Here is a 12,142-nt window from a genome sequence, read left to right as displayed (position 1 = left end):
TGTTTTTGGGAAAATCAACCGGGTTTTTTTGCTTGCGGTCAAAGAAACCCGGTTTTTGCGATCGAAAAGCGATGAGTGACATCGTTGAATCAATCAAATGGAAAGTATAGCCAATTGTCCTAGCCACAATAATGAAGTCATAGTGATTAATATTAATAACGAAATTAGGCAACAAAAAGCAGAAGTTCAGGATGCGACGGATAAAAGCCTTACCTTTAAACAAATTATTGAAATTGCTACACAACTAATAACCACTGCTGGTGTAGCATCTGGTAGAATTGCCCAATTAATTAACAGCCTGCAATCAGCGGGATTATTTCGCTACATTAAATAGGGTGCATCAGAGGATAAAATTAGCGATTATCTGCACAATTCTGGTATTTGACGCACCCCACCGCAGTCTGCCAACATCTCTAAATAGTATTACCAATCAAAGATTATTTTAAGTACGTAGTTGCACTTGGGTGCTAAAGCGCAACTACGTACCTAAGATCGATCGCTTTCCCATCCAGATGCTAAAATACCAAGACTGATAGATCGAGCCTTTTTCACCCAAAATTTTTTGCGAAATTACGTCTTGTGGTAGATGCGCTAGCAAAACTGGAGACTCCAGTAGGTAAGTGGCCTAATCTCCAGTAAAATCTGCACCGAAATATCCCCTAACCCCCATTCAGCTGGTAACTCAAGAATTTATATCTAATCGATCGGCTGCGACAAGAAGACTTATGGAAGCATCTTTTCAAATAACCTTGCAAATCGTCATAGCCGTCCTTGCAGGCACGCTAGCTCAGCTTTTGGCTGCATTCCTGAAAGTTCCTAGCATTGTCTTCTTGTTGCTGTTTGGCATTGTGCTGGGGCCGGATGTTTCTGGGTTGCTGCATCCCAACTTGCTGGGTACTGGTCTGGAAGTTATTGTTGCCCTGTGCGTAGCCGTGATCCTGTTTGAGGGGGGTCTAAATCTGGAACTGCGAGATTTGGGTAAGGTTTCCGGTAGCCTGCGAAATTTAGTCACCTTGGGGACTCTGATTACCCTAATGGGAGGCGGGATGGCGGCACACTGGTTGGGTGAGTTCCCTTGGCCGATCGCATTTCTTTATGCTTCTCTGGTAGTGGTAACCGGCCCCACCGTTGTCAGTCCCCTTCTCAAACACGTCAAAGTCGATCGACAAGTTGCTGCACTGCTGGAAGGAGAAGGCGTCCTCATCGATCCCGTCGGCGCAATTCTCGCAGTAGTCGTGCTGGACACGATTTTAAACGCACACGCCAATCCCTCGATCGCCATCAGCGGCTTATTTCTGCGCCTGGGTATTGGTGGTGCTATTGGTGCTGCTGGTGGCTGGCTACTCGGTTTTATTCTCAAACGCGGCAATTTCTTATCAGAAGATTTGAAAAATTTGGTTGTTTTAGCCGGCTTGTGGGGCTTGTTTGCATTAGCGCAATCAATCCGCAGCGAGTCGGGGCTAATGGCAACCGTAGTTGCGGGAATTGTCCTCAACGCTTCCTCTGTTCCAGAAGAACGCTTGTTGCGACGGTTTAAAGGTCAGCTGACCATTCTCAGCGTCTCGGTTTTATTCATCCTCCTTTCGGCAGATCTTTCACTTGACAGCGTGCTTGCCCTTGGTTGGGGCAGCTTATATACTGTCTTGGTACTGATGTTTGTGGTGCGTCCCCTGAGCATCAGCTTGTGTACCTTAAATAGCGACTTGAATTGGCGACAAAAACTATTTGTCAGCTGGATTGCTCCCAGAGGAATTGTCTCAGCTTCTGTTGCTTCTCTATTTTCAATTCTGTTAACCCAACGGGGAATAAATGGTGGAGATTCTATCAAAGCTCTTGTCTTCCTGACGATTATGATGACTGTGTTTCTGCAAGGGCTGACGGCTAGTTGGGTAGCGAGAGCGCTGCAAATCACCTCACAGGAAGCAACGGGGGTTGTCATCGTCGGTTGTAATTCTTTAAGTCGATTGATTGCCCATTTATTTCAAGATCGGGGTGAGTCAGTTGTACTGATCGATACCGATCCGGAAGCTTGCCGAATCGCAGAACAGCAAGGTCTGCGAGTTTTTTTGAGCAGTGGTCTCGATACCCGCGTTTTGGAAGAGGCGGGGCTGACATCGGTAGGAACTTTCTTAGCTATGACCAGCAATGGAGAGGTAAATTTAGTTTTAGCTCAACGAGCGGCGGAGGAATTCGCGCCACCCAGAGTTTTGGCAGTATTTCCTCGCGATCCGCAAGCCAGTACGGCTAACAATAAAGCTAAAGTGCAGCAAGCTTTTGTCTCCCATTTACACATTAAGACTTGGAACGAGTACCTGAGTGAAGGTAAAGTGAGATTGGGTGAAACAGCGCTCAAAGAAGATGGATTTGCGTTTCAGCAGGCACATCTTCAAGTGCTGATTAGTTCTGGAGATTTGATGCCATTGTTAATGGAAAGAGACGATCGCTTTTTGGTAGTTCCGGCTACAGAAGAATGGCAGGCGGGCGATCGCATTATTTATCTGTTGCACGACCCCAGACCTAACTTACTCAAACGTTTATCCGGCGCGAGTCCTTCTTCTCGTCTCAGTCTGGAAAAGTTACCTGAAGTTGAAGAAGTGCCAATTGCATCTCCTGCTTTGGAAGTGCCTTTGGAAAAAGCTTGAACGTGAAGAGGGAAAGTCAAAAGTCAAAAGTCAAAAGTTAAAAGTCAAAATATTAATTCCCCCACTCCCTTTTTATTGTGCAATTAGGAACTCTATACGGAATTAGCGTTGGCACGGGCGATCCAGAATTGATTACCCTCAAGGCACTGCGATTGCTTAAACAGTTGCCGGTAGTCGCTTTCCCCTTGGGGGTAGGAGGCAAACCGGGTATGGCTGAGCAGATTGTAGCTCAATGGCTGACGAGCGATCGCGTACAGTTGGCGTTGACTTTTCCCTACGTTCAGGATGAAGCTGTTCTCACTTCAGCATGGCAGCTAGCGGCAGAACAAGTCTGGCAATATCTTGAGAAAGGTATGGATGTGGCTTTTGCCTGCGAAGGTGATGTCAGTTTTTACAGCACTTTTACGTATTTAGCTCAAACTCTCCAACAGCTGCATCCGGAAGCGACAGTGGAAACTGTGCCGGGTGTTTGCTCGCCGATGGCAGCGGCGGCAATGTTAGGATTGCCTTTGACAGTTCGCGACCAACGGTTGGTTGTATTACCTGCCCTTTATCGGGTGGAAGAACTAGAAGCGGTTTTAGACGGGGCGGATGTGGTGGTTTTGCTGAAAGTAAGTTCGGTTTACGAACAAGTTTGGCAGGTGTTGCAGAGGCGTCAGCTACTCAGCAGCAGCTATGTTGTAGAACGGGCGACATTACCTGATATGAAGATATACAGGGATTTACGCGATCGCCCCGATCTCAAATTACCCTACTTTTCTTTGCTGATTGTTCAAGTCACTCGCTCGGATTAAAATTGCAGATTGTTTGTCAAAATTCAATTCTTCAATTAAAATCTCAAATCAAAAATTCCCATGTCGTACTCCTCAAGAGTTCCAACATCTTCGGAAAAAATATTTAATTTGCCGACTCTGTTGGCAACCGTAATTTCTCTGGGAGCGCACGGATTGCTTTGGGTCGTCGGGCCGGCATTATCCTCCTCCAATTTGGCACAATCCGATCCGCGACGAATTGTCGGATTTGTGCAGTTGACTCCAGATGAAATGAGTCGTCTGCCGGAATATTCTTTGCCACAACCGAAGTTGCCATCTTTGCCCGCAGCACCGCCGAAAAATCTGTTGCCGCCGTTGCCTCCTTTGCAATCTTATACTCCTTTGCCGCCGCCACCGAGCGTTCCGATTTACGAACCTCCTACTATTCCGTTGTCGCCACCGTCGGTGACTTCTTCCGAGCGACCATCTCAGAAGCCCAATACTTCTAGTCGCGAAGAAACAAAGCTAAACGAGCGATCGCCTGTTTCCGAGCCTGATATTAAAATAGAGTCGCGTCAAACTCCACAAGGAGCGATCGCACCAAACCCAACTCCTACTCCGGAAAGTGCTACCACCCCCAGACGCTCTACTACTGCAAGACGCACTGCGACTCCCGAATCGGCGAGAACGCCAGAATCAAGTATTACTCCACAACCGAGTCTGGGTCCCAAAGCTGCCATCACTCCCGAAGTAACTCTCACTCCACAGCCGAGTATCAGTCCAGAAACTCCTACCACTCCGCAAGCAACTCCCACTCCACAACCGACTAATACTCCTGAAGGTCAGAATATTACCAAAAATACGGAGACTGGCGTGCGACCTAATGACACTTTACCCGCTACGGTTTCCCCTTCTTTATTACCTTCTCCTTCGTCTCCTTCTGCGATCGAAACATTGCCCAAAAAAGGTGCCGAATCGGTCGCTCCCTCAAACCTACAAGCTCGTTTACCTAATTTCTATCCCAAGTCTGCTCCTACGCCGCCAAGTCAAGAGTATCTCGATTCGGTGACTAAGGCTCGCTATAACTACAATCCGGCTGGTACAACAGAGAATGAGGGACGGGAAAAGTATCAGAAGTGGTGGGCGGAGAAAGTCAGCCGATATACAAACAAAATTAATGGTGCCAGATCCCCAAAATCTCTCTCCATAAAGTCTCCTTATGAGGAGAAAGTACCTGATGTAGCCGAAGGTTGGGTACTGGTGTTGTTTGGCCCTGATGGCAAAATTGTGGGTCAGCCGGATTTGATTCGCAGTACTGGATACCCCGAAATGAATCAGAAAGCTTTAGAGGAAGTTAAGAAGATTTCGATCGAGCGAACTGGCAAATATGAAATTTACCAGTACATCATCAATGTTGAGCAAAACGATTTACCTTCTGGAGTAGGGGCTAAGGGCTAGGGCGTCGGGGCTAGGGAAGAGGGGAAAGGGGGAAAGGGGGGAAAGGGAAAAGGAAATAGGGAACAAATTTATTCTCCCACTCCCCCACTCCCCCACTCCCCCACTCCCCCACTCCCCTTCTTCCAGACGCCCTACAAAAAAAATTAGGACGGGTAGCAAGGTTGCCACCCGTCCCGCCAGAGATTTACGACCAGAGGCTTAGCTGGCCAAGTATTCCCGAACATTGGCGCGGTGACGGCGCAGTTGATCCAAAGCTTGACGTTCTAGTTGGCGGACGCGCTCCCGACTGAGGTTGAGCTGCTCGCCCACTTTAGCTAGGGAAAGTGCGTTACCATCTTGCAGACCGAAACGCAGGGTGAGAACTTGCCGTTGCTGAGGTGTCAGCTGTTCCAAGAGATCGTCGAGGTCTTGGCGCAGGGACTCCTGGGTGATGTAATGCTCTGGAGATGGGCCTTCATCTTCCAGCAGATCGGAGAGTTCTGTATCCTGATTATCGCCAACTCGGACATCCAGAGAAACCGGTTGACGGGCGATCGTCAGGTACTCGCGAATCTGGGACGGTTCTAGTTCCAGGGATTCGGCAATTTCAGCTGGGGTGGCGCTGCGACCGAGTTGCTGGGCTAGTTCCCGCTGCACTTTTTTGATTTTGTTGAGCTTTTCGGTGATGTGGATGGGTAATCGAATTGCACGACCTTGCTGGGCGATCGCACGGGTAATCGCTTGGCGAATCCACCAGTAGGCGTAGGTGGAAAACTTGTAACCGCGCATCGGATCGAATTTCTCCACTCCGCGTTCCAGACCCAGGGTGCCTTCTTGGATCAAGTCTAAGAATTCCAGATTGCGCTTTTGGTACTTCTTAGCGATCGCCACCACTAGACGCAGGTTCGCTTCGATCATCTTTTGCTTAGCTCGCTGTCCCCGATGCACCGCCTCTCTGACAGCTTCTTCGCTCATTTTGACAAATTCTGCCCACTCTTTCTGAGTAGGTTCGCGGTTCAGACTGGTTGCTAAGGCGTCCTTCGCTTCCAGCAGGGTCATCATTTGCTGCACCTGCTTCCCAAAGACGATTTCTTGCTCGCGGGTCAGCAGGGGCACTCTTCCAATCTCGCGCAGATAGGTACGGACCATATCCGCTGTGAATTTGGCGTTGGTATGATTAGTTTGGGTGGTAACAGTCGGCATGGGTGCGTGGTAACTATGTAGACAAACAACGAAATGGTGACTGGAGCGAAACGACGGCGGAAGCAAGAAACTTTTTATTCTAACAAAAGCTTAGCTGCACGCCCTGGAATAATTCCTCTTGCCATAGATGTAGAGGCTGCTTTCTCCTATCTTTAGGAGGATATTAGAGTCAGGTACTCTCGTAAAAGCAAATTTTAGTGAAATTTCTGATTGCCCACACATCCTTTTCTCCTCCAGAAAATACACAGGCTGGGATTGTCTTTAGAGGGCGTCTGCTGTTTTGTTTGACTTCTCAGTGAGGGAGGTGCGTTTAGCCAGTATATCTGTAAACCTTACTTCTTCTTTCAACCTGCCTCTACTGCACGCAATTTGTTACAAATACTAACAACTCGGAGTGAGTATGACTTTACCTTATTTTCATTGTACTACAGAAACGACTTGGAAATCCTGATTTGTTTGGGAAGATGGAGATGAAAGCGATACCTTTGTGATTAGCAGTTCAATTTAGATATAATTACTCTGGATGCTAATGAAAAAAGCGATCGGCGATACCGTAGCTTAAAGGTAGCACCCTGAAAGCGGCAAGCCCATGCTGGCATGAGTGCGAGTGCGTTTGAACTGCAACCATATATAGGATTAGCCTGGTTTAGAGGCAACCTAAGCTTTCAAAACAGAGTCGCTTTGCTATTTCCTCTTTAAGAGGGTACATAGCATTGGCTTAATCTTTCATTTGTTGGCATTTATCGATAACCTCACATAAGTGGACTGCTGGAACTCAGAACCCCATCTGGTTTATTCCTTTGGTGATGATAACCGTTTAGACAGGGATAAAAGGTGAAAGGTTCATCGTTATCTTTAATATTCCCCAGGTTTGCTCCAAAATTAGCTACCAGCACGAAGTTTTGTGGGAGGCTTTTTTTGGCCCGATCGGGGGATATCTAGTCCTATATACAAGGATGCCTCAGTTATCCCGTTAATTAATAGACCCAATAGTATGAAATTACCGAACTTTTTGGCCCTAGTTTTCCGCACAGATAGCTAGAATTGCCGATCGCATTGAGCGTTCGGGCGGGGCTGTTGGCGAAATTCAGCCAATCTAATATTTTTACCTGAGTTGACTAGAAGCCCAGATCGGCTTTAGCGGATTCAGCGGCGGCAAAAACTTCCTCATCTGACCGTTCTTCCCAGCGGGTGTCGCCAATTTCGCGATAGAAGTTTTCGTCATAAGGACGGGTACGCACCACTACCGGCATGGGAACAGCATGACCCAGAACCAAAGCTTGCTGCTTGGAATCCAGTTTAGCCAGAACAGAGCGCAAGCTGCCAGCACCGGAGACACCAGTAAAGATGGCGTCGATGTCTTTTTCGTCGTTGAGTAAGGCGGTGATGCGAGTGCCGATTTGCGACATGACTTCGTTATCGATTCCGGAGGGACGCTGATCCACTATCAAAAGCGTGACGAAGTACTTCCGCATTTCACGAGCTATTATACCAAAAATTGTACCTTGCACAATAGCCGGATCGAGAAACCGATGGGCTTCTTCGATGGTGATGACCAACTGTTGGGGGCGATCGATCGGATTTTTGGTTTGCAGAAACAACTCTGCCTTGCGGACATACTCTTTGTGGATGCGTCTGGTGATGACGTTGGTCACCAACATATAGGAGAGCATATCCGACTGGGAACCAAACTCAACTACCACGTGCTTACCTGCTTCCAGGGATTGCAAAATTTGATTGACGTAGTTGCGGGGGCAGGTCGATCGCATATATTTAAGATTTTCCAGTCGCAGGAGTTTGCGCTGCAAGGCCATAATCGAACCTATGTGACCTTTCTTCTCTTCGCAGAACATCTTGATATCTTCATTTGTCATGTTCAGCAGATGGGTAATCCAGGAATTGCCAAATTCGTTGCGGAGAATGTTGGCATTATCCAGCGACGCTTCCGAAATACCTAACTCTTGTCCTACTAACTTGATATCTTCTACTTCAATTTGGTCGTAACCTAAGTAAAGTTCTTGGGCGTCGCGCACTCCTCGTCGCCTGGTGGATTGAGGGTCTAGGGTATAAATTTGCACAATTCCCGGAAATAGCTGGCGCAAACCTTTAACGGTGTTGAAGTTTTTGCCTTCCGAAACTGCTTCCCAGCCATATTCCGAGTGCATATCGAAAATAAGATTAACGGCTGCCTGCCTGCGAATGATGCCGGATAGCAACAATCTGGTGAGAAAGGATTTGCCTGTGCCGGATTTGCCGAATACGCCGTTGCTGCGTTCTACAAATCTGTCTAAATCGATACAAACCGGCACATCCATATCTAAAGGTTGACCGATCGCAAAGTTGCGCCGATGGGGGTCATCTTCCCAACCGAACACAGTGCGGAAGTCGCGTTCTTGGGCATCGTATACTTGGCTGAAGTGAGTGGGAATTGTCTTGACCGGACGCAATTCTATCTGTTCGCTGCTTTGCGCTTGAAACGATGCCAGCATTCCCTGTGTTTCTGATGGCAACTTGGGAATTTTGCCGTTGGGAACGAAGAAACCGGGCGGTTCTGGTGTGGGGGTGAACATCAACATCGGCGCGAGTTCGATCGTACCGTAAGTGCCACTGCCGGCTAAAACTTCTCGCAGGAAATCATCTTCTTCTGCGGGGGGATTGGCGATAATGCGTAAACTGGATGTTCCTAAAGCTACATCGGTTAACAAACAGAAAAAGCGCGATCGCACCCCCTGCACCACCAAAAATTTGCCCACGCGCATATCTTCCACGGAAACATCCGGGTGCAGTCGCACTTGCAACCCATCGCTGAGGGAACCTTCAATTACCGAACCTAATGGCTTGCCTAAATTCATGTTCGAGCTGCACTTATTTTTAATTGCTAATGGCTAATAGCTAATCGCATTCAAATATTAGCAATTAGCCATTAGCTATTGGCGAGATTAATCTATTTCAATGGAAGTGGGAGAAGAGGGAGTGGTGGTAGTGGTAGGTGTGGGTTGTTTGCGATATTGAGTATAGAGACGATCGCGCCAGTTGAAGAACGTTTCGTATGCCGCGCTATCAGCCAGTCCTGGAACTCCCTTTCCTTTGAGCGTTTCCGGAATCTCTAGATAGGGCCCTTCCGGAATTTTGATGTACATACTCAAACCAGCTACGGCAAAATCTGCCAAAGTCGGATAGTCTGTAACCAAATAAGGCTTATTTAAGAGTAGCAGACTGACAGCTTCCAGGTCTTGTTTGAGGTCTTCTTGGGATGATTTTACAACATCAGGGCCGAAACCAATGCCCGAACCCAACAGATTGAAAAAGTCTCCCGGCACTGCGCCCACTAGGAGTTTAACAAAATCGGGGGTTGTGGGGGGCAAAACGGAGGTGCGGAAGCTTTGATTTTGGCTGAGTGCGCCAAATAATGCTTTGCGAGCTTTGAGTCCGATCGACTCATCGGCCCATTCTTCGATGAGCAAGCACTGTCCGCGTTGTTCTGGATTGACGGGAATAATGGGTTTTTCTGGGTATTTGCGATCGAGGTACTTGGCGATCGCTGTCGAATCTACCACAATCTCGTTCCCGTCTTTGAGTACCGGCACTTGTCGCTGACCGGACATTCTGAACAATTCTAATTGTCCGATTCCCGGTGTGACTTCAATTTTCCGGTACGTCAACCCTTTATAGTCCAGGATCAGCCGCACTTTCTCAGAGTAGTGGGACATTTCAAACTGGTATAACTCCAGCATTTTCTTTCTCCTTATTTCTGGCCGATCGTTAAAAAGTTTATTCTACTTTAGTCATCAGTCAGTTGTCAGTTGCCAAATTACCGTTGTGATTTTTTTGGTGTTTTTCAGTGACCTCTGACCGTTGACATTTGACTGATGACTAATAGCCAAATTAAATAAAAACCCACTGCTTTGCAGTGGGGGTACCGATGCCATTTTGAAGGGAACGGATATTTGTTTATTATGCACTTTGACGGGTTAACAAACCCCACAAGAAAATTAGAACCATAGCGCCAATCGCAGCAAAAGCCACACTGGGTATTGTCAGGGCTCCGTATGCTGCTCCTCCGCTTGTTCCCAAGAGCAGATTGCCCAGCCAACCGCCGACGATCGCGCCCAAAATTCCCAAGCCGATCGTGGCGAAAATACCGCCGCCTTGATGACCTGGATATATCGCTTTAGCAATCGCTCCGGCAATCAGACCTAAAACTATCCAAGCTAAAATTCCAGCCATTTGATTTCTCCTTTTTATGTTCAATTTTTACTTTCTTAACTATACGTTATCAACCCAAATTTCAAGGCAACCTCTATCAGAAGGAATATCCACAAGGCATAGGTTTTCAAACCATTGCTTACGGTTCAATTAGATAAAAATAGCATTCCCAGTTTTTGGGAAGTTTTAAATATGTTTAAATTGCTGAAAGTATTGAGTATCTCTAGAAATATTTCTTGCGAGTCCAACTATTCCTAGAGCATCAGTCAAGTATTCGCATATTGAAGCTAAAAAATCGGGTTGATGGGATGGAAGAACTCGAAATTTTGTTGTTACTACCGCAAGAAACCCGGTTTCTCTAATTAGTTGACCGGCGCTATAGTACACGCGCCAGAATAATTCTCCAGTTTGATTCTCCTCTTCTATCTTTCTGTCGAAAGGAAGGGGTTTTTATAGAACTAAGTTCAAACTTTGGCATCAGCCTATGGACAGATGCAATAGAGCGAAATATTCGTTTACATTTCTTAATAAATTGTCGGCAAGTCAGGAGCTAGGGATGAAAGCGCAATATATGCAAAAGTGGAACAAGAAGCTGGCTGGCTTTATGGCGGTGGTAGGAGTGAGCGCCCTGATTTATCTGCCAACGATGGCGCAAGCAGGGTCGAGAAATAACGAAACTAGCCAAAATCGGCCTACTACCAGTCAGCCAACCCAAGAAGGTACGTCTGCATCTGGGGAAATGGCCTCTGAGAGCGATACCATAGTAGCGATCGCTTCTGCCAACGATAACTTCAAGACATTGACCAAAGCTTTGCAAGCGGCAGAACTGACGGAAACTCTGTCTGGAAACGGCCCATTCACCGTCTTTGCACCTACGGATGCCGCATTTGCAGCTTTGCCTCAAGAAACGTTACAAAAGTTGTTGCTGCCAGAAAACAAAGCTCTACTGACCAAAATTTTGACTTACCATGTCGTTCCCGGTAAAGTTCTCTCCAGCGACCTGAAAACGGGAGAAGTGAAAACCGTGGAAGGCAGTCCTGTCAGAGTGCGGGTGGATGCTCGCAAAAAGCAAGTGATGGTGAATAATGCCAAAGTTACTCAGGCTGATATCCAAGCCAGCAACGGTGTTATCCACGTAATTGACAAAATCATTCTGCCTCCGGAATTGCAATCTAGACTTCGTTAATTTTTCCTAAGTATCGGAAATCGGGTTTCTGGCAATTGTCCTTCTCTAAAAACGGAGACTGTTCGTCTAGAAACCCGATTTCTTTGCATAAGTTCTTTTCTATAAAAATTTACCATTACTAATTAATCCCACTCTTTCCACAAAATTGCGTAGATTTTAAGGTCGTGATAGCTGCCTTTGGCAAATAGGTGTTCCCGCAGGATGCCTTCAAACTGCATACCAACTTTTTCCATAACTCGTGCGGAAGCAATATTTTCAATCTTGCATCTGGCTTCAATTCGATTTAGCTCCATTGTGCGAAAACCAAAGTCAATGACAGCACGAACCGCTTCTGTCATATATCCTTTTCCCCAATATTTTCTGGAGAGTGCGTAGCCAACTTCGGCGCGATCGTCGTTATAAATCCAATCAACAAATCCGCAGGTTCCAATTATCTTGCCGTCTGCTTTGTGTTGAATTCCCCAAGGCGAAACTTCATGATTTGCATATTCATTGATGACGGCATTGAGGAAGGTTTTAGTATCTGCGATCGACTCATGCACTGACCAGGTAGTCCACTGGGAAACTTCCGGGTCGGAGGCGTACTCGAACATATCATTTGTATCCTCCCAGTTGAGTTTCCGCAGTAGGAGTCGATCGGTTTCTAGAACGGGTAAATCGCTAAAGATGTTTTGAATTTGCACTGCTGTAAGATTGCGATCGAAGTTTACCAGTGT

10 protein-coding genes are annotated in these 12,142 nt (G+C 46.9%); 5 read left to right on the top strand and 5 right to left on the bottom strand.

Features of this window, described 5'->3' with window-relative positions; translation table 11 throughout:
- Positions 1 to 97: 97 nt before the first annotated feature.
- From H6G03_RS10715 to H6G03_RS10700, 4 genes are all read left to right on the top strand, one after another.
- Positions 98 to 334 (top strand): hypothetical protein, encoded by a 237-nt coding sequence (locus tag H6G03_RS10715; protein ID WP_190464361.1) that lies wholly within the window; start codon positions 98 to 100, stop codon positions 332 to 334.
- Between the two features lie 391 nt (positions 335 to 725).
- Positions 726 to 2,642: a cation:proton antiporter gene (locus tag H6G03_RS10710; protein WP_190464360.1), complete on the top strand. Its 1,917-nt coding sequence runs from the start codon at positions 726 to 728 to the stop codon at positions 2,640 to 2,642.
- A 77-nt stretch (positions 2,643 to 2,719) separates the two neighbouring features.
- Complete coding sequence (locus tag H6G03_RS10705; protein ID WP_190464359.1) at positions 2,720 to 3,436, top strand: precorrin-2 C(20)-methyltransferase; 717 nt, start codon at positions 2,720 to 2,722, stop codon at positions 3,434 to 3,436.
- A gap of 60 nt (positions 3,437 to 3,496) precedes the next feature.
- Positions 3,497 to 4,852, top strand: coding sequence for an energy transducer TonB (locus H6G03_RS10700; protein WP_190464358.1), 1,356 nt, complete (start codon positions 3,497 to 3,499; stop codon positions 4,850 to 4,852).
- Positions 4,853 to 5,050: 198 nt separating this feature from the next.
- Here H6G03_RS10700 and H6G03_RS10695 read toward each other — a convergent pair whose 3' ends face one another.
- The 4 genes from H6G03_RS10695 to H6G03_RS10680 form a co-directional block, all read right to left on the bottom strand.
- On the bottom strand, positions 5,051 to 6,034 hold the full coding sequence (locus H6G03_RS10695) for an RNA polymerase sigma factor, RpoD/SigA family (RefSeq protein ID WP_190464357.1): 984 nt from the start codon (positions 6,032 to 6,034) through the stop codon (positions 5,051 to 5,053).
- 1,118 nt (positions 6,035 to 7,152) lie between these two features.
- Entirely contained in the window at positions 7,153 to 8,886 is a 1,734-nt protein-coding gene (locus H6G03_RS10690; RefSeq protein WP_190464356.1) for a helicase HerA domain-containing protein, read from the bottom strand.
- Positions 8,887 to 8,973: 87 nt separating this feature from the next.
- Positions 8,974 to 9,768: a glutathione S-transferase family protein gene (locus tag H6G03_RS10685; RefSeq protein ID WP_190464355.1), complete on the bottom strand. Its 795-nt coding sequence runs from the start codon at positions 9,766 to 9,768 to the stop codon at positions 8,974 to 8,976.
- A gap of 220 nt (positions 9,769 to 9,988) precedes the next feature.
- Positions 9,989 to 10,261: a GlsB/YeaQ/YmgE family stress response membrane protein gene (locus tag H6G03_RS10680; RefSeq protein ID WP_190464354.1), complete on the bottom strand. Its 273-nt coding sequence runs from the start codon at positions 10,259 to 10,261 to the stop codon at positions 9,989 to 9,991.
- A 535-nt stretch (positions 10,262 to 10,796) separates the two neighbouring features.
- Between H6G03_RS10680 and H6G03_RS10675 the strand changes: the two genes are divergently transcribed.
- Entirely contained in the window at positions 10,797 to 11,426 is a 630-nt protein-coding gene (locus H6G03_RS10675) for a fasciclin domain-containing protein (RefSeq protein WP_190464353.1), read from the top strand.
- Positions 11,427 to 11,548: 122 nt separating this feature from the next.
- On the opposite strand, the gene H6G03_RS10670 is transcribed toward H6G03_RS10675, so the two are convergent.
- Positions 11,549 to 12,109, bottom strand: a complete 561-nt coding sequence (locus tag H6G03_RS10670) for a GNAT family N-acetyltransferase (RefSeq protein ID WP_190464398.1) — start codon at positions 12,107 to 12,109, stop codon at positions 11,549 to 11,551.
- Between the last annotated feature and the right edge of the window lie 33 nt (positions 12,110 to 12,142).

Origin of the sequence: Aerosakkonema funiforme FACHB-1375 (assembly GCF_014696265.1) — a bacterium.
Classification (GTDB): domain Bacteria; phylum Cyanobacteriota; class Cyanobacteriia; order Cyanobacteriales; family Aerosakkonemataceae; genus Aerosakkonema; species Aerosakkonema funiforme_A.
Note: the sequence above shows the minus strand (reverse complement) of the source record. Positions and strands in the feature narration are given on the sequence as shown.

Excerpts from the sequence above, each read along its gene's own strand:
- H6G03_RS10715 (WP_190464361.1), top strand. The coding sequence starts at position 98 with ATGGAAAGTATAGCCAATTGTCCTAGCCACAATAATGAAGTCATAGTG.
- H6G03_RS10710 (WP_190464360.1), top strand. The coding sequence starts at position 726 with ATGGAAGCATCTTTTCAAATAACCTTGCAAATCGTCATAGCCGTCCTT.
- H6G03_RS10700 (WP_190464358.1), top strand. The coding sequence starts at position 3,497 with ATGTCGTACTCCTCAAGAGTTCCAACATCTTCGGAAAAAATATTTAAT.
- H6G03_RS10695 (WP_190464357.1), bottom strand. The coding sequence starts at position 6,034 with ATGCCGACTGTTACCACCCAAACTAATCATACCAACGCCAAATTCACA.
- H6G03_RS10690 (WP_190464356.1), bottom strand. The coding sequence starts at position 8,886 with ATGAATTTAGGCAAGCCATTAGGTTCGGTAATTGAAGGTTCCCTCAGC.
- H6G03_RS10685 (WP_190464355.1), bottom strand. The coding sequence starts at position 9,768 with ATGCTGGAGTTATACCAGTTTGAAATGTCCCACTACTCTGAGAAAGTG.
- H6G03_RS10680 (WP_190464354.1), bottom strand. The coding sequence starts at position 10,261 with ATGGCTGGAATTTTAGCTTGGATAGTTTTAGGTCTGATTGCCGGAGCG.
- H6G03_RS10675 (WP_190464353.1), top strand. The coding sequence starts at position 10,797 with ATGAAAGCGCAATATATGCAAAAGTGGAACAAGAAGCTGGCTGGCTTT.